Annotated in this window: 17 protein-coding genes, 1 tRNA gene and 3 pseudogenes; 7 read left to right on the forward strand and 14 right to left on the reverse strand. The window is 68.2% G+C overall.

Annotation, left to right across the window (positions count from 1 at the left end):
- Window positions 1-477 precede the first annotated feature (477 nt).
- The 4 genes from OG625_RS01120 to OG625_RS01135 form a co-directional block, all read right to left on the reverse strand.
- Window positions 478-957 (reverse strand): NUDIX hydrolase, encoded by a 480-nt coding sequence (locus tag OG625_RS01120; protein ID WP_329376009.1) that lies wholly within the window; start codon window positions 955-957, stop codon window positions 478-480.
- A 7-nt stretch (window positions 958-964) separates the two neighbouring features.
- The gene (locus OG625_RS01125; protein WP_329376011.1) at window positions 965-1,132 is read right to left on the reverse strand and encodes a hypothetical protein; all 168 of its coding nucleotides are present in this window, start codon (window positions 1,130-1,132) and stop codon (window positions 965-967) included.
- A 38-nt stretch (window positions 1,133-1,170) separates the two neighbouring features.
- Window positions 1,171-1,713, reverse strand: a complete 543-nt coding sequence (locus OG625_RS01130) for an SMI1/KNR4 family protein (protein ID WP_329376013.1) — start codon at window positions 1,711-1,713, stop codon at window positions 1,171-1,173.
- A gap of 143 nt (window positions 1,714-1,856) precedes the next feature.
- Complete coding sequence (locus OG625_RS01135; protein WP_329376015.1) at window positions 1,857-2,387, reverse strand: hypothetical protein; 531 nt, start codon at window positions 2,385-2,387, stop codon at window positions 1,857-1,859.
- Window positions 2,388-2,687: 300 nt separating this feature from the next.
- Here OG625_RS01135 and OG625_RS01140 point away from each other — a divergent pair, with 300 nt between their 5' ends.
- Window positions 2,688-3,605, forward strand: coding sequence for a DUF6891 domain-containing protein (locus OG625_RS01140; protein ID WP_329376016.1), 918 nt, complete (start codon window positions 2,688-2,690; stop codon window positions 3,603-3,605).
- Here the strand turns inward: OG625_RS01140 and OG625_RS01145 are convergent.
- Both OG625_RS01145 and OG625_RS01150 read right to left on the reverse strand, forming a co-directional pair.
- Window positions 3,568-4,842 carry an FAD-dependent monooxygenase gene (locus OG625_RS01145; RefSeq protein WP_329376018.1) on the reverse strand — a complete coding sequence of 425 codons (1,275 nt, stop codon included), beginning with the start codon at window positions 4,840-4,842 and terminating at the stop codon, window positions 3,568-3,570. The two genes, OG625_RS01140 and OG625_RS01145, sit on opposite strands and share 38 nt — an antisense overlap.
- Window positions 4,839-5,444 (reverse strand): hypothetical protein, encoded by a 606-nt coding sequence (locus OG625_RS01150; RefSeq protein ID WP_329376020.1) that lies wholly within the window; start codon window positions 5,442-5,444, stop codon window positions 4,839-4,841. The genes OG625_RS01145 and OG625_RS01150 overlap by 4 nt, the downstream gene beginning before the upstream one ends.
- Before the next feature lie 414 nt (window positions 5,445-5,858).
- Between OG625_RS01150 and OG625_RS01155 the strand changes: the two genes are divergently transcribed.
- A tRNA-Trp gene (locus OG625_RS01155) sits at window positions 5,859-5,933 on the forward strand.
- A gap of 649 nt (window positions 5,934-6,582) precedes the next feature.
- Here the strand turns inward: OG625_RS01155 and OG625_RS01160 are convergent.
- The 3 genes and pseudogenes from OG625_RS01160 to OG625_RS01170 form a co-directional block, all read right to left on the reverse strand.
- Window positions 6,583-6,798 carry a DUF6243 family protein gene (locus OG625_RS01160; RefSeq protein WP_329376022.1) on the reverse strand — a complete coding sequence of 72 codons (216 nt, stop codon included), beginning with the start codon at window positions 6,796-6,798 and terminating at the stop codon, window positions 6,583-6,585.
- Between the two features lie 370 nt (window positions 6,799-7,168).
- A complete protein-coding gene (locus OG625_RS01165) occupies window positions 7,169-7,810 on the reverse strand; it encodes a hypothetical protein (RefSeq protein WP_329376024.1) in 642 nt (213 codons plus the stop codon).
- 320 nt (window positions 7,811-8,130) lie between these two features.
- Window positions 8,131-8,334, reverse strand: a pseudogene (locus OG625_RS01170) (helix-turn-helix domain-containing protein); the annotation flags it as partial.
- Between the two features lie 68 nt (window positions 8,335-8,402).
- On the opposite strand from OG625_RS01170, the gene OG625_RS01175 reads away from it, so the two are divergent.
- The gene (locus OG625_RS01175; protein WP_329376026.1) at window positions 8,403-9,395 is read left to right on the forward strand and encodes a HEAT repeat domain-containing protein; all 993 of its coding nucleotides are present in this window, start codon (window positions 8,403-8,405) and stop codon (window positions 9,393-9,395) included.
- A 75-nt stretch (window positions 9,396-9,470) separates the two neighbouring features.
- On the opposite strand, the pseudogene OG625_RS01180 reads toward OG625_RS01175, so the two are convergent.
- Both OG625_RS01180 and OG625_RS01185 read right to left on the reverse strand, forming a co-directional pair.
- Window positions 9,471-10,131 (reverse strand): annotated as a pseudogene (locus OG625_RS01180) (IS5 family transposase); the annotation flags it as partial.
- 406 nt (window positions 10,132-10,537) lie between these two features.
- A pseudogene (locus OG625_RS01185) lies at window positions 10,538-10,900 on the reverse strand (DUF4232 domain-containing protein); the annotation flags it as partial.
- Window positions 10,901-10,928: 28 nt separating this feature from the next.
- Here OG625_RS01185 and OG625_RS01190 point away from each other — a divergent pair.
- The 3 genes from OG625_RS01190 to OG625_RS01200 are packed head-to-tail and all read left to right on the forward strand — an operon-like array spanning window position 10,929 to window position 12,533.
- Complete coding sequence (locus OG625_RS01190; RefSeq protein WP_329376028.1) at window positions 10,929-11,312, forward strand: hypothetical protein; 384 nt, start codon at window positions 10,929-10,931, stop codon at window positions 11,310-11,312.
- A complete protein-coding gene (locus OG625_RS01195; RefSeq protein ID WP_329376030.1) occupies window positions 11,309-11,833 on the forward strand; it encodes a SigE family RNA polymerase sigma factor in 525 nt (174 codons plus the stop codon). The genes OG625_RS01190 and OG625_RS01195 overlap by 4 nt, the downstream gene beginning before the upstream one ends.
- Window positions 11,826-12,533, forward strand: coding sequence for a DUF4232 domain-containing protein (locus OG625_RS01200; RefSeq protein WP_329376032.1), 708 nt, complete (start codon window positions 11,826-11,828; stop codon window positions 12,531-12,533). Before OG625_RS01195 ends, OG625_RS01200 begins: the two co-directional genes overlap by 8 nt.
- Window positions 12,534-12,916: 383 nt before the next feature.
- Here the strand turns inward: OG625_RS01200 and OG625_RS41355 are convergent, their stop codons facing one another.
- The 3 genes from OG625_RS41355 to OG625_RS01210 form a co-directional block, all read right to left on the reverse strand.
- The gene (locus tag OG625_RS41355; RefSeq protein WP_443067855.1) at window positions 12,917-13,279 is read right to left on the reverse strand and encodes a DUF6368 family protein; all 363 of its coding nucleotides are present in this window, start codon (window positions 13,277-13,279) and stop codon (window positions 12,917-12,919) included.
- A gap of 144 nt (window positions 13,280-13,423) precedes the next feature.
- Window positions 13,424-14,326, reverse strand: coding sequence for a hypothetical protein (locus tag OG625_RS01205; protein WP_329390366.1), 903 nt, complete (start codon window positions 14,324-14,326; stop codon window positions 13,424-13,426).
- A 248-nt stretch (window positions 14,327-14,574) separates the two neighbouring features.
- Window positions 14,575-14,931, reverse strand: coding sequence for a hypothetical protein (locus OG625_RS01210; protein ID WP_329376034.1), 357 nt, complete (start codon window positions 14,929-14,931; stop codon window positions 14,575-14,577).
- A 1,455-nt stretch (window positions 14,932-16,386) separates the two neighbouring features.
- Here OG625_RS01210 and OG625_RS01215 point away from each other — a divergent pair.
- Entirely contained in the window at window positions 16,387-16,728 is a 342-nt protein-coding gene (locus OG625_RS01215; protein WP_329376036.1) for a hypothetical protein, read from the forward strand.
- Window positions 16,729-16,859: the final 131 nt, after the last annotated feature.

Below are 16,859 nucleotides of genomic sequence, written 5' to 3' on the forward strand. Positions count from 1 at the left end.
TTTCTTCACGCTTGTGCTTCCTGGTAGGAGATAAGCTCCCCATAAAAGGGATCATCACCGTCACGTCAATGATCCAGGTTTAATCGAGGAAGCCGTGCAGGGCTTGTGAAACAGCAACGTGACGGTCCTTCACAGTCCCTGCGTATCACGGAGTTTGGGGCGCCGGATGGCGCGCGCGGGGCCGCAGGCAGCCTCTGATCTGGTCCGATCCCGGGGAAACCCCCCGCAGCCGCCATCACCGCCGGCCAGCGGGGCGACGCACCCGTCTCCGAGCAGGTGATGGACCCGAATCCGTGTCCCCCGGATCGCCGGTGGACGCCCCCTCACCCGGCCGGAACATGTACTTGCCGACCGGGCGGTGCCGGATCGGCCTTCTGAAGCAGGCACGAGGCGTCGCGACCACGTACGACAAGCTCGCTGTCCGCTACGAGTCGACCGTCCAACTCACCCTCATACGGCAGGCACTGTGGCCGCCCGTCATGCACGATCCCGATCACGCCACGGACCGTCTGGCACCAGGGCCCCGAGCACGGCCAGCAACTGTGGTGGCTCAACCGGGTCTGGCAGCGAGCTCAAATCCGACCATTCGATCCAGACGTACGTGTCCAGATTGACCTGCTCATCGGGAAGCAGGCCGGTCCGTACGAGCGATGGTTGCTCGTCGGCGAACCGCGCGACGAAGAAGTGCTCCGTCCCGATGTACCGCTTGCCGTTCCACTGAACATCACGGTCGACTGGCACAGACCGATCAAGCACCGTAGCCGGGTCGAGTCCGGTTTCCTCGGCCAGTTCTCGTCGCGCCGCCACCAGCGGCGTCTCGCCCGGCTCGATACCGCCGCCGGGTGGCTCCCAGAGCCACGTCCCGTCGAGCGGATCACGCCAGTGCAGGAGTAGCAGGCGATGGGCAACGTCCAGACAGATGACTCGGGCGGCGGGCCGGTGCGCTGTTTCCACCATCCTGACGTTATGCGGTGCTCGAAATGTCGATCAAGACCTGGGCTGCGTTGATCGACATCTCAAACACGCCCCGCACATGACACCAGCTCGTCGACCAGCCGCTCACCGCCACCTGCGGCGGCTGCGGCTGAGACGGCTCGACTGTCTTGGCCTCAGTCACGTTCTCACTGGTCACCGGTGCATCCGCCGTGATCGGGAGTTGCACCGAACGATTCAGAGTCCCGCAGAGGCGGGTTCCTGGTGGTATCGGACGGTCGGGCCGGGGCGATAGCGGTGCAGGTGGGCGGGGCGGTAGGTGTTGTCGGCGAGGCCCAGGAGGAATTCGGTGAAGGGCCCAGGCGCCTCAAGCCATTCGGCCTCGTCCGTTTCGATCACGATCCGCCAGTCGGCGGGGTCGGGCCCGTCGGGGAGGAAGTAGTAGAAGGCGTGGCCGTCCTCTTCGGCACCCCAGAGGATCAGCCCGCCGGGCTCGGGGTGGAAGGGGAACGGGTAGAGGTCGGGATCGTCACGGTGATCGCTCCGCCCGGACATCGGCCATACCCGCTCGAACTCCTCCTCTGTGTCGTCCATGGGCCTTTCGATCCAAAGGAACCCGTCGAACCCGCCCGGGCCGTACAGATCGAGGAACGCCTTGTAGTCGGCCGGGAGGGCGGTACCGAGGTGCCCCTCGGCCGCCTCCCACAGGCGTGGCCGCGCCCAGCCCCAACACTCCGGCTCGCCAAGCAACTCCTGCAGTCCCTCCAGTGCGGATGCCATGGGTTCTCCTCGTTCGTCGAGTCGGGGGGCGCTCGGCACACTTTCGCACGCGAGTACGACAGCCTCGCGAGGCCTTCACGGACACGCCTTTCGTCCGCGCAGCCCCGCCCTCCGCGGCCTGACGGCGGCACCGGCGCGAAAGGTCAGGCTGCGTGGCAGAGCTCCGCCGGGTCGGCCGGTGCCGCAGGGCGGGCCACTCGCGCATGGACCGCACAGGTGGTGGGGGCGGCGGCAGGGACCTCCTGCGAGCAGTTGCGTGCGAAGACCACGAGGCGCAGCACCGTAAACCGGGCGACACCGGCGAGGGCGGAGGCGGACAGGTAGACGACCTGTTCGAGCAGCGCCGTGGGAGCCGTGACCAACTGCTGCAGGACCAGCATCGCCGCGCAGGTCACCGCGTACGCGGCTGCCGCGGACCCGGCCGACTGTGTGTGCTGGCGCCAGGTCGCACACCGGCCCGCACCGAACGTGAAGCGGGCGTGCAGCTCGGTGGCGAGGAGCGTGGAAGCCACGGCGATCAGGGCGTTGGCCAACGCCCAAGGCATGCAGGAGGCGAGGGCCATCACGGCGAAGCTGGAGGCGAGCCCCACTCCCCCACCGCAGAGCACGAAGCGCGCGAGGGACGCGAAGGTACCGGGTGCAGCCTCCTGCCGGCTCTGCGCTGGTGTCTTCATGACCCACCCCTTTGAACTCACTCGGCCAGCAACTCGCAACACCCTCAGCCCGCGAGGCCATCAGCGTTCCGTTTCCAATGAGAGAAACGCTACGTTGCATTCGTGAGATCGGCAATGCGATTCTTGCGTTCACACCTAATATGCGCAGGTGAAGCCCGTTGATTCGTTGCAGTGATCACACGGTAACGCAACAACCCAACCGGGACTGTTGCAATGAAATCGCAGTGAACGCTATGCCGGAAACGCCACCCGCACGTTCGCGAAGGTCTGCTGTCAGCGGGGGGGTGACAGAGTCCGCGCATGCTCGAGATCATGGTGAAGACGGAGACCGGGGAGCGGCACCTTCGTGTGTCCGCCGAGGAGTTGGCTGCGCTTGTCCGGCGCATCGGCGGTGATGGCGACCGGTTTCTGGTGATGCATCCAATCCCCGACCGGCCCGACGTGTTCGCCCAGGTATGGCACGAGGCCGGCGGGGACTACACCCTGGAGCACCGCGATGGTGCCCCGGATCGGCACTTCCAGGTGACGGTCGACGGTTCCGAGGCCGTGATTGAGGCGATGACCGGCTGGGCCCGGCAGGGGGCCGGTTGGAGCACTGGTCTGACCTGGTCTCCGCTGGATACGGGCCCCACAGGTGAGGTGCTCCCGCTCGACCTGAACGAAGACGAGCGCGAGGAGTTGGAGGAGCGCGTCCGCGAGGTGCTGGTGGGCGGCTACGCCGACCGCGCCGAACTGGCGGAGCTCGCCGAGGACTACCTGGTCACCGCGGACCGTCGGCCCGTATCGCGCGAACAGGCCGCGGCGCTGGCCGACCGGATGTGGCTGGCGCGCGTCGCGGAGCAGGCCGAATGGCAGGGCGAGACCGACCCGGAGCGACTCACCCGCGCGTTCACCGCGCTGCAGGAAGCCGGTATCGCCGCCCGTGAGAACTTCACCTGCTGTCGCAGCTGCGGCCAGGCCGAGATCGGCGACGAAGCCGGGACCGACGCCCGCGGCTTCGTCTATTTCCACTCCCAGTGCACGGACTCCGCCGCGGCCGGCCACGGACTGACGCTCTTCTACGGCGGTTTCGACGGCTCGTCCGAGACCACCGCAGCCATCGGCCACGAGGTCGCGAAGGCCCTGGAATCAGTCGGCCTTCAGACCGACTGGAATCGTGATCCCGGACAGGCCATCACCGTCACCCCCCTGGAGTGGCGCCGCCGCCTGCTCGGCTAGAGATCGTCTCCGGAGCGTCCGCTGTGGCCTGGCCCCCGGCCAGGCCGTCCGCGAGGCGGCCCGCGCCGCCATAGGTATGGGCGAACATCTCCGCCTCCGGGCCCGGAGTGGACAGGCGGGTGAGACGTTCCCGGCGCAGTCGGAGGCCGAAGGCGGACTCCGCCTCGTTGCCTGGCGGAAGGTGCAGCAGTTCCAGCAGCCGGTCGGAGAACTCCTGCGTTGCCCAGGCGTCCTGATGGCGACGACGTTCGTAGCCGGCCAAGGTGTCCTCGTCGCCGTGGAGGTGGTAGCGCAGCAGACTGTCCGCAAGGTCGGCGACGTCGGCCACTGCCAGGTTGAGCCCCTTCGCTCCTGAAGGTGTCAGCACGTGCGCCGCGTCTCCGGCAAGCAGCAGCCGGCCGGCGTGCACATGGTCCCGAACCCGGCCCCGCAGCCGCAGCATGCCGACCTCGGTCAGGCTGCCCAGGCGGGGGTCCCCTGTTTCCGGTCGCAGCCGCAGGCGCAGCGACAGCTGCTCTCGGATTCGCGACTCGGGCCAGTCCGCGAGCTCCGCGTCCGGCGGGACCTGGAGGTAGAAGCGTGCCAGCCGGGACGTACGGGGCATCATCCCTGCGAAGCCCGCCTCGTGGAGGGCGTACCGGATGCCGTCCACGGGACGGTCCACCTCGGCGAGCACCGTCAGCCAGTCGTAGGGGTAGCGTCGTTCGACGGCTCCGTCCATGTCCGCGGGGAACGAACGCGCGACCGTACTGCGCGGACCATCGCAGCCCACGACGTGATCGGCTTCCAGGACATCGCCCTCACAACGAACGCGCGGACGGTGACCCGAGGTGTCCACATCCAGGACAGGGCAGTCGAACCGCACTATGCCACCGGCCTCTTCGAACGAGGCGATCAGGTCGCGCACCAGGAACTGCTGCGGGTACACCCAGTGTCCGGCGCCTCCGGACAGGTCCCCGTACGGAATGTGGATCCGCTCATCGAGACACATGAACTCGCACCATTCGTGCCGGCCGCCCTCGGCCAGCAGGCGGTCGGCGAGCCCGTGGTCACGCAGGTACTCCACCACCCGGTGCTCGATCAGGCCCGCTCGGGCCTGCTGCTCCACCTCGACCCGGCTGGACCGTTCCCGGACCTCGACCGAGACACCGGCCCGGTGCAGTACATGGGCCAGGACCAGTCCGGCGGGCCCGGCGCCGACGATGGCCACCTGGACGTGGCGTCGGGGCGCGGTCACGAGCGGCCCGCCACAGCCAGGGTGCCCCGCAGGGCGGCGGGGACGACCTCGGGGTTGAACAGCTCGGTGATGGTGGCCAGCGGTTGCTCGCCGTGCCACAGCAGGTAGGTCTTGTACGCCGCGGGCTCGCCTCCCCAGGTGTCCAGGCCGACCTCGACGATCGTGCGCTTGTGACCGGTTCCGGCTGCCTGGAGCATCCGGCCGATCGTCGCCGAGCCGTCGGTGAGGCACCGTTCGGCAGCCGCAGACAGCCCGGGCCTGGCCACCACTACGTTCCGGGAGAGCTCCACCCCGCTCGCCGATGCCAGTACGGAGTGCCGTTCCAGCAGGATTTCGTCGACCGCAGCCTCCAGGAGGGCTGCCGTCCCCTCGGGGGCGTCGCAGGCAGGGACGAGCCGGTGGCTCATCCGGCGGACCGAGACCGCTGAGCCGACCCATGCCTCCAGCAGGGGGGTGGTCAGGCCGTCGCTGCCGAGGAGCAGGCGGGTCGTGGTGTGGGCGAACCGACCGAGTTCTTCGCCGGTCTTGCCCGGGCCCCGGACAGCAAGGCCGTCTGGGAGGCCTCCCGGAAGCCGGACGGAAGGCAGGGTCAGCGGGGGCATGGTCACCTCGGAGAATAGGCGAGCAGAAGGGGGCGGACCCGAGTCTGGTGGGCCGGGCCCGTTCACCGGAACCTGAACCCGGCAGTCCGCCAGGTTGGCGCGGCGGCGCGAGCCCCCCGGGCCGTCACCAGCCCGGGCCGGGCGCACCCGCCGGTGTCACCGTAGATGCACATCATCGCCCGCGTCGCGGCGACCGTGTCAACGCCGGTGTTCTCCCGCGCCGTCGAAAACGCGCGGGTTGTCACGACGGAGAGGTGGAGGCGGTGACCGCGGTCTCCCTCGCCGCTGGTGTCCGATCCGCGGCAGTGTCCGAGCCTACGCCGCCTTCACCGAGGAACTCTCCGTCGCCCGCGCACATTTCGAGCTTGAGTGGAGGGAAAGGCATCCGGCCGACTTAGGATGCCGTGCACGGGCGGAGCCGTAGCGCAGAGGTCGACGCGCGCGGTCTCCAAAATCGCGAGGACGCCGGTTCAAATCCGGTCGGCTCCGTCCGTCGCCGACCGGGCCGAGAAGCGCGACGCCTGGAACGCTGCCCGCACCAGGTTGGCGCCACCCGCTCAGGACCGCTGCGTCATGGTCTCCAGATAGCCCGCCACGCCGCACCCGCCCCTGGCGTCCCCCAACCCGCCCGCGGCCCCGTACGCGTCGAACTGCAAAGCGCGGGACCGTCCGCGGGACTGACACCCGTAGCGAAAGCCGAACTCGTCGCCGAGGTCGGACCGTTGTGGCACGAACGGCATCAGGCCTCACTGGCATCACGGCCGCGGCGCCGGGCCGCAGGTGCGGGTGCGGATGTGGCTGCGGGTGAGAAGCACAGGCCGGTCTGGTGCAATGGTGCCACTCACGACGTGCTGGCCTGCCGCTTCGATGTCGACCGCTCCACGAACACGCGCGCCATCGACGAGGTGCGACCCCTGCTCGCAACGCGCGGCTGGACCATCGCACCCGGCATCCGGCTCCGCACTCTGCCGCTGCCCCGGGGTGGCTGGCTGAGACGTGCGGGGGGGGGCGGCCGAGAGCTGAGCCGGACCGGCCGCGCCCGGTGCGCCGGCAGGGCCCCGGTACGGCAGCAGGGCCCGGACCGCACGTCGCGGTCCGGGCCCTGCCCCGTGCGGTGCCGCCCTGCGGCGGCGGTGCGTCAGCTCTGTGCGGTGTCGTCGCCCGCCTGCCCGGCGCCCTCGGCTGCGCCTGCCTTCTCGCGCATCTTGCGCACCAGCTCCGCCTTCCGGTCGGCTGCGCCCTGGCGGTCGAGGTTGCGGTGCGGACCGTTGTTCTGTCGTTCGGCGCGGGACAGCTTCTTGCGCTGGCCGCCGCCCTGGCCCACGGGGTTGTTGATGTTCTTGCTGTCGGTCACGGGTTCTCCCGGTAATGATGTGAAGTGCTCTACGGATTCATCGGTGGGGGACGGGCGGCGACGTCGAAGGACGTCAGCGGGGGCCCATCACGCTCTCACTCGTAAATCGGCGTCTGGAAGAACATGACAAAGACGTTACCCGGTTCCGTCGGCCCCGCACACCAACCCTTTCGCTGCCCCGGCGTCGGCCGGGCCTTCGGCGAGCGGCCGGGGCAGGTCCAGATGGGCGCTGCCGGGCCGCCGCGGGCGTTGTCATTGGTCGCGAGCACACTGACGGCATGAGACATCTCACTTGCGCCCCGCCGTTACGGGGCACCTTTCACTCGCTCTTTTGCCAGGCTGCCGGCGCTGTTCTGATGGCGCCGGACGGCTACCGTGTGAGCCTACGCACACTGTCGAGCGTGATCTCCCCGATCACGCCGTCCACGATCCGGCAGCTGAAGAAGGCCTCGAAGGGGTCCTTCGACCTGACGATCGGGTTATTGAGGAAGTCGCCACTCTCGATCAGGTGCGCCGCGGCGGTGGTGCCGTAGCCCCAGGAACCCGCCAGGATCAGCACCGTCTTCTCCGGGGCGAAGGGGTTGGCGCACCGGATGATGAGCCCCTGATCGGACTGGAGTCTTTCGCCCGCATCCACCCGGCAGTCCGTGACCGTGTTCAGTCGGCTGTCGTAGATGGCGCTGTCCTTCCCTTCGGGCCTGCTCGCCTCACCGAACCGGAGCGTGGTGGTCAGGCTCCCCATCACCTGAGCCGTCAGGGGGTTGGAGTGCGGGCCGCCTATGAGGATCAGGTTCGACTTGCGCTGTTCGGCCGAGACCTGATGGCCGGGTCCCAGGTCGAAGTCGCGGAAGCCGCTGCGGTGGAGCTGGCTCTTGAGCTTCAGGTAGGCCTCGATGTCTCCGAGCCCGGCGAATCCCGCCCGTTCCCTCCGGTAGTACTCGTCCTCCACGAAGCTGCCCACGGCGACCCAGAAGCCCCCGTTCAGGATCGGCTTCCAGAAACCCCTCAGCACCCTTGTCCTGAGGTTGAAAAAGACCCTCCGCCGGGACGCACCCGCGGCAAAGGCGATGGCGGCTGCCGCAAGGTTGACCAGGAGATCACGCAAGCTGTCTTCCACACTCAATCCCCCCTCTTTTTGAGGCGCGGCCGTCGGCTCACACCAAACAGGCCGACGAACAGCGGGTCGGCAGTCATGGGGTGAGGCAACGGTGCGCTTCTCGTGAGTATCCCCATACCGCGTCCGTCTGGGCAGACGAACTCCTCCCTGTCATCGAGCGAACCGCCACCGAGCAGGCCCAGGCCTCAGTGGGCTGAGCAAGCCCCTGATCACCCAACGTCGATCACCGCACATATGTATCGGTACGCGGTCGCGACGCCGATGCCGAACCCGGCGGCCAGCCGCGCGTAGGTATCCCCGCACCGCAGGTGGGCGAGGACCGGCAGAGCCTGACGGCCGACGGGCAGCCGTCGCCACCACGTCCCGATCTCTCGCTGCCGGGCACGGTCGTGGTCGGATCTCGGATCCTGCTTGGGGATCTCCGCCGTCTAGGATGTCGGCGAACGCGGCCTCCCACAGGGTGAGGCCGCCCCTTGGAAGAAGCAGCATGGACGACACCGTCGCCCGCATCCGAACCAAACTGGCCGCTGCCTGCACAGAACCCGTCCCGCGCCCGCGGACCTTCGTACGGGCTCCAGGCGGTCGACGCTTGGGTACCCCGCTCAGCGAAGAACGTGTGGCTGCCTACGAAGCACGACATGGCGTCCGTCTCCCCCGCAGTTACCGCACGTTCCTGCGCGAGATCGGCAACGGGGGCATCGGACCCCACTACGGACTGCTTCCTCTTACGCGTTGGTACGTCCAGGACATCCCAGCCCCCACCGACCGACTCGGTAGCGTCTTCGCGCTGGAGCCGACCGACTCCCTCGCCACGGACTGGGCGCGACTGCGCGACGTGCAGAACAACCACCCGTACGCCGGCACCCTCACCGTCGTCGATCGCGGCTGCCTGGAGGTGACGCTGCTGGTCATCTCGGGACCCGCCCGGGGCCGGCTCCTCGACACCGACCTCGGAGACCTGGCCACTCCTCCGACCTTCCATCCCCAGCCAGACTTCCTCACCTGGTACGAGAGCTGGCTCGACACACTGCCGGAGGGCGCGCTCGTCCCCGACTTCCGCCACCAACGGCTCGGCGGCTACGAGGAACTCGTCGACACCCTGGCCGACTCCGGTTCCGCCTGCGAACGGCAGGCTGCCGCCTACAGCCTGGGCGGGCGGCAGCCTCTTACTGATCGCGCCCGGGATGTGCTGGTCCATGCCCTGGCCGAGGACCCCGACCGGCGAGTGAAGATGGACGCGGCACGGACCCTGGCCGAGCTCGACAGGGGTGCTGCTGCCCAGGTGCTGGCATCGGCACTCAGGGACCCGGACCACTGGGTTCGACGCCGAGCATTGGTCCACCTGCTCCAAGTCACCGACGACGAGAGCACCTACGGGGCAGCAGCTCGCGAGCTCCTGCAGGACGAGAACCCGAACGTGCGGATGGCGGCGACGAACCTTATCGGCCGTGCTGGATGGATTGCCTACGAGAACCCGTGATCCGGGAGAGGCTCCTCCGCACCTCTCCGGGTTCGGGGAGCAGTCCCTTCGCGCAGGACCCCTAGTCTTCTGAGTGGGGATCGTGACGGCGATGCCCCGACGTCGCAGCAGATGCCGGATCGCTCGGCTGGAGTAGGCCTTGTCGCCCAGGACTCGGGTTTCGGTTTCGTGCGTGGGCGGCCGGTGTCGGCTCGCGGAACGCGGATCCCGTCGAGGACCTGACCGAATGCGGTGGCGTCGTTGACGTTGCCGGGCGTGAGCACGATGGACAGCGGCAGTCCCGGCCGTCGACGGCAAGGTGGACCTTGGTGGTCAGCCCGCCTCGGGACCGGCCGAGGGCCTGGCGCGTCTGCGAGCCGACCGGATCTTCCAGTCCCCGTCCGCAGCCCCCTTATACGTGCGCCGGCGGCGTGCTGGTGAGCACGGTTGATCGTGGAGTCGACGGCGACGGTCCACTCCACCCGGCCCTCCGTGTCGTCGCGGACCTGCACATGCTCCAACAGCCTTGCCCACGTACGCCGTCCGCCTCCCAGGGGGCAAACCGCTCATGGACGGTCTGCCACGGCCCATACCGCTCGGGCAGGTCACGCCACGGAGCCCCGGTCCGCATCCGCCACAGCACACCATTGACCACCTGCCGGTGATCACGCCACGGCCGACCACGCCCATCCACCTGCGGCAACAAGGGCTCTATCCACTCACACGCCGCCTCCGTCAACTCACCTCGACCTGCCACAAGATCAATTATCAGACAGGCCTTAGGGCCTGTGGGCGGCGAAGCTAGGCGACGACACGGCCAGTGTGCAGAACGCCGCCTCGAACTGGGCAGCCCACCTGGGCAATTCGGCGGACGTAGGTACGTCCCGCGTCTGATCATGTGCGCTGACCAAGGCGCAGTGAACAACCAAGGGCCGTGAGGGTGAGTCTCACTGCCGGACTCACCCTCACGCTGGATCGAGCTACAGCCGGTCCAAGGGACCTACGAGGCCTCTCTACACGCTGCTCTCGACCGTGAACCCCGCACTGGCGACCTGGATCCGCTGCCACCCCTGTGTGACGGCCACGAGGAGGACGTGGCCGACGCCGCAGCCATCCTGACCTGGGATTACACGGAACACCCCTTGAGTTCTGGTCGGGGTTTGTCAGGACGATGTGATGAAGCGGAGGGCGAGGCCGGAGGCTGTTGTCCAGTAGGTGACGCGGGCACCGTCGTCGAACTCCACCTGGCCGGGCAGGTCGATGTTGATCGGATCGCTCACCTTGCTGCCGGGGTTGGGGCCTTGGAGGCTGAGGGGGATGGTGTTCGTGTCGTACACGTCCATCCGGCCGCCGTTGGCGAGCAGGGCTGCGTACGCCTTCTCGCCCGGAGCGAGGGTGGCGGGCGCGTCCTTGCTGTCCTTGATCACGGCGATCGGTTCCCTGGCATAGGTGAACTTCAGGTAGGGGTAGTTGTAGACGTTGCACCTCTTGTTCCCGGTGTTAGTGACGGTGAGGAGCAGGTGCCTGGCGGACTTGCCCTCCTCGTCCTCCTTCGTGACGGAGAACGCGAGGTCCTCCGCAGCACACCCGGCAACGGCGTTGCTGCCGCCGGTGTTGGCCTCGCCGCCGGTGTTGCCCGTTCCGCCGCCCGGCTACGCCGAGGCCGTCTCACTCGCCTTCGGCGAGCTCGTCGCGCTCGGCCGGTCCGCGGGCTTGGAGTGGTCCGATCCAGCGGCCCCGCTCGGCTCGCATGCTGTGGACACGAGCAGCAGCGCGCCGAGAGCGGCCACGGCCGCCGCCTTGCTGGTTACCTTGTTTCCCCTGGTCAACAGAGCCCCCTATGTGGTGTGCTTCGATGTACACGACCTGTACGCATGCCAGAAGTCACCGGGTTGCATGCAGAACGAAAAAGTTTTGGGACCGATGGGGGCGGCATGACGGAGGACGAGTTCGACGCGTTCTACGCGTCGGCGTTCCCGCGGGTCGTCGGCCAGGTGTACTCCTTCACCGGTGACCACGGCCAGGCCCAGGACGTCGTTCAGGAGGCCTTCGTACGTGCCTGGGACCGGCGGCGTGACTTCCTTGCCACCGAGGCCCCGGAAGCCTGGATTCGCACGGTCGCGATGCGTCTCGCGGTCAGCCACTGGCGGCGGGCGCGGCGGTGGTTGGAGCTGGTACGCCGCACCCCGCTGCCCGGTCACCACCCGGGCCCCGACCCCGAGCACGTCGCCCTTGTCGCAGCGCTGCGTCAGCTCCCGGAGCCCCAGCGCCTGGCGATCGTGCTGCACCACCTGTGTGACCTGAGCGTGGAGCAGGTAGCCTCCGAGACCGGCGCCCCGACCGGTACCGTCAAGGCCCGCCTTTCGCGCGGCCGGGCTGCCCTTGCCAAACTACTGCCGGCCAGCGAGGTCGGCGTAGCGGGCGGGAGCGGCGAGAAGAAGGAGGACGACCGTGGCTGATGACCTCTCCTCCGCCCTGCGCGAACTGGCCGACAGCGCCGGCAGGCCCGCCCCGACGACGGGCGCGGAGGTCCGCCGCCGGGCCACCTCCCGTCGGCGCCGCCGACAGACCGCACTCGCGGGCGGCACCGCCGTAGTCGCCGCAGCCGTCGTGTTCGGCCTGAGCACGGCCCTCGGCGGCCCGGATTCCCATCAGCGCCCGGCCCCGCCCGCCGTCTCCCCCACGGCACCGTCCCCCACCGCACCCTCCCCCACTGCACCCACAACCGTTGCCGGGTGTGCTGCGGAGGACCTCGCGTTCTCCGTCACGAAGGAGGACGAGGAGGGCAAGTCCGCCAGGCACCTGCTCCTCACCGTCACTAACACCGGGAACAAGAGGTGCAACGTCTACAACTACCCCTACCTGAAGTTCACCTATGCCAGGGAACCGATCGCCGTGATCAAGGACAGCAAGGACGCGCCCGCCACCCTCGCTCCGGGCGAGAAGGCGTACGCAGCCCTGCTCGCCAACGGCGGCCGGATGGACGTGTACGACACGAACACCATCCCCCTCAGCCTCCAAGGCCCCAACCCCGGCAGCAAGGTGAGCGATCCGATCAACATCGACCTGCCCGGCCAGGTGGAGTTCGACGACGGTGCCCGCGTCACCTACTGGACAACAGCCTCCGGCCTCGCCCTCCGCTTCATCACATCGTCCTGACAAACCCCGACCAGAACCACTCCGCCCGCCCCGAGCCGACCAGAACGCTCAAAAAGCCAACCGAAGCACGACTTACGGTGTTGGCGGGTTCAGCGATGGCCCGGCAGGGTTCGCGCGTGACACGCGATGACCTCTTTTTCAAGATGCTCACCGAGCAGACGCCGGCATCCAGCCCCGCGCGAGAGGCCATGCTCTCCGGAGGCGCCTTCGAAGTCTGGTCCCCGCAAACCGACTCTGCCACACCTACCGGATCCGCGACTGGGTCGCGCGAAGACACGGGCAAGTGACCGTCCGCCTCGGTAAGTCGGTCGGCATCCTCGAAGCAACAAGGGACGAACATCTCCGCGTCGGCTCGATCAGGACGGCAGATTGGGTATGGACGTTCATGCTCTTCGTTGACGACGCCGCCACAATGGTGCCGGCCTCCGCAGGCATCGCCCGCACTTCGCACGGTGGGGTGCGACGTGGCACGACAGTTGGAACCCCGTTGCCTGGATTCCCGCACCGACGGTCACGTGCCATCCTCGCTGGCACCGATGGCGGCAGCACCCGGCGGACACCTGTGTGCTGGGGCGGCCGCCCAAGGGGCCGTCGAAGTCGAATTGGGCATCGAGCCGGCGTGCCAGAGCGAGCGTCAGGTGACCGAGCAGCGCGTGGTTCACCGAGCCCGAGCAGCCGGCGCCGACTACCAGCCCCTGCTCCCGACGCCGGCTGGGTCGAAGGCCGACTCTCTCCGGGGACCTCATTTCGCAGTAGGTGGCGCGGCTCGTGTCCGAGTTTGAGATGCGGTACCCGGCGAAGCTCCGGAAGGCCAAGCGGCCTACGCCGCAGCCATGCCGGAGATCCGATCGAGCAACGACATCACGAAGACCTGGCAGCCACCGGCCTCACTAGAGACCCAGCACGTACCACTGCTTTGTGGATCGGCCGTGCAGATAGAGGTTCGGGCCTCGGCCGATGGGGTGTGGGTAGCTTCGGAGCGGGTCTCCATTGGGCATCGTGAGTACCGCTTCCTCGACGACGACGGCTTCTCCGTCGGTCGTGTGGCAGTAATGAGCGGTGGCAGGTCCGTCCTGCCGTGCGCAATCACGCCGGTGGCCGCCGAGTAGGAGGAGGCGGTCGTTGTGGACCGCCAGTCCGCGTGGAGAGGTCACTGGCTGTTGCCACACGCGGAGCTGCCCGTTGGCACGCGCTTCAAGAAGCGGGGACGTGGGCCAGTAGACGGCCCAAGCTGCTCCATCGGCGACGTTGAGGGCCTCGATGTCTGTGATGTGGTGGATGCCCTGGGGCGGCCAGTACTCCCACTGGTGGTTGCCTCCGCTGTCCCATCGGGCCAGGCCGGCGGAGCTGATGGGATCGCTGTAGATCCCTTCGTCCGTGTAGGCGGTCCAGAGGCTGTTGCGGCGGTCCGCCATCATGAACGCCACGTTGGCTCCCATGGCGAAGGAGCGTCGGGAACGGCCGTCACGACCGAATATCTGACCGTTGCGGTCCCCGAAGGAACGCTTGCCCGCCAGGACGATTCGGCCATTCGGCAAAGCGTCAATCCTGTGCGGGGCCACCAACACGCCGCGCAAAGTCCGCTCCTGCACTGCTCCGGCGTCATTGATGACGACAAGAGCATCGAAGGGCAGACTCGGAGGCTTGGGCCGGGAACTCCCGTACGGGTTCGACGGACGAACAGCATCGGGGCAGATCAACCACAAGACCCTTCCCCACGCATCCACGGTGGAAGCCAGGACCTTCCGGTCGTCGTACTGCCGAGGCAACAGTGCGTAAGGACGCAGTGCCACCTTCTTCAAAAAACCACCTCGCGGGCGAAGGAATACAGCGCCTCATCATGGCAGAGGCACTCGTCCTGCTCCGCATGGGTAGCGCGCAGCGAGCACGAATCACCTCGCGAGGTCAAAGCTCAAGCGCGACAAGCTCACCGCCGCGCAGAATCCCTGACGCCTGTCAACCAGCCCGCACATTCCCAGCATCTGCCGGGCCGCAGGCCGGAGTCGGCGTAGCAGCACTCCGGCCTGCGGGCCCGAGCCACTCAGCGCCCGGCGAAGAACACCGAACGGAGCTTGAGACGGTCCGTGGCGGGCCTGCCGTGCGCCCGCAGGGTCCAGGAGTCGCCCGTGCAGTCGGGCTCGGTGAAGACCATGACGGATTCGTCGGTGTCGTTGTGCGGAGCGAACGCGGGCTCGGAGGCGTCCGGGTCCGCGACCTCGGGGAGCGTGATGCACTCGCGGCTTGCCGGGTCATGCAGCGTGACCGCATGTGGCTGGCCGGTTGGTCCGAGGTACTTGTACGAGAATTCGCCGGTCGCGGCGTTGGCCGTGCCCGACATGGTGAGCAGCAGAGCGAGGGAACCCGCCGCCACGGAGGCGGCAGCGTGACGAAGTCGCATGGATGACCCTTTCGAAGAGGAAGGAACGCGTGCGTGACGCGAATCAAGATCACACTAGCCGTCACTCTGAGTGACCAATCGTTTCTTCCTCATTCCCCGGAGTACGGAGCTGCCGGCTACGACGCACCCCACATCACTTCTTCTCCTCCTCGCCCTCGGCGGCCGCAGCCTCGGCCTCAACCTTGACCTGCTCCACCATCCGCTCGATCGCCGCGTCGATCCGGTTCAACTCGTCAACCGCCGTGTGCGGTGGCGCTACCCCCCACGAGGCTTATGCAGGCGGTGGTACCACCACACATCACCGTTCCAGGGCCGTCGATCGGCAAAGGGATCAGGCAGAGTGCGCCTGAGGAACACCCGATCCAGGGCCATCACTCGGCGGCTTAGCTCAGCACTGGCCCGAGGTGGCAGGTGCGCAAGGACCGCTTCGAGCCGCACTCTTCGTCTTGCGGGTAGAGGGGTCTACGTCCTGGAGCCCCCAGGAACGCTTCATACCGTCGCAGTGCCTGGTCGATGGCACCCGGGTAGAGGAAGCTGGAGCCGAGCTGTTCGACGCGGTGGATTGCGATGCTGTTGCGGGCAGAGAGGCAGTGGATCCGTTCCGGTGGAGGCTTGTCCCACCTACGCGGCCGCCCAAGTTGTTGGGTGCGAAGCGCACTTGGCCGTCTACACGGCATAGGCCTTTCAGTATGCCGAAGCAGGTGATCGGGTTGGTGCCGGCCCTGCTGGCACCGGTGTGCTGGGCCCTGTCCCGGCGTCGTATCGCGGACGCCGCGCGCGGCATCACGACAGGTCGAACGGCCGCCGCCTACTACGACTGGCCGGACGATGCCAGCGGCCTCTTCATGATTGGCGGAGGCTTTGGTCATCACGGCAAGCCTTGTGGCGGCCTCCACCCTCTCCATGCTGATCGGCTCCGTGACGCGGGACGGACGGCGAAGCGACCCGGATCCGCCGGAGTCGGACACCACCGCGGTGCCCCGGCCCGGATGCCTGATCGGGGAGAGCGGACGATGGCCTCGTCGCGGAGCCGGGCAACGGCGGCGTCGGTGTAAGGGGGTCCTCCATCCCCTCCCGGTACGCCTGGTGGATGGCGCCCTTCTTGCCGTGGCAGACGCCCCGGCGAGTTTGTGGCGGACTCCTGGACGGTGAGCTTCTTGCGTATCTGGGAGGCCAACCGGAATGCGGTCGGAACAGGAAACCGCAGCAACCCAACCAAGCCCGGCGGCCCCCACGCCGGCCAGGAGCCTCCCCCACCCGGCCTCAACCCCGCCGGGGTTCGCATCCTCCATGACGCCCACCGGCGCCTCGTCCTCGGCGTCCTCGGCACCCCCTGAGACTCGGAGCTCTGCGTACGGCAGGCAATGCGCCACGGCCGGGCACTAAGCACGCGGAACGGCCGGTCTGAGTACGTGCGCCCATGTGGATGCGCGGGTAGGGCGGTGAAATGGGGTCATGAACGCGACTCCACCCCTGACACCTCCGGCCACGCGGCCCCTGGCCTCGCCGTGGTGGCTGGCCCCGGCCCTGTGCACCGTGGTGGCGATACTGGGCGGTGCGTGGGGCTACCGCTCGTCCCCGCTCTTCCACGCCACAGCATGGGTAGCCCTGCCGTACGCCATTCCGCTGGCCCTGGTGGCGGCCTCCTGGTGGTCGTCCTACCGCCGGAACACGCGGGTCCTCGGCCTGGTCCTCGGCGGGATCGGCGCCTTCGCCTCCCTGATCTGCGCGCAGCTGGCCACTTTCCTGCTCTACACGGTGGCCTTCCTGCTGTGGGCCTTCCAGGGCGGTGGCTGAGGCCGCCTGGACCGGCGCGCGGGACCTGTCGTACTGGGCAGCGGCGACACCAAACGGCAGCGGGCGGGCCCTGTCGGCCCCGCCCGGTGGCGATATCGTCTCGGCCCCGGTGCGGGCTTGTCCGCCGCTTC

Source organism: Streptomyces sp. NBC_01351 (genome assembly GCF_036237315.1).
GTDB lineage: Bacteria > Actinomycetota > Actinomycetes > Streptomycetales > Streptomycetaceae > Streptomyces.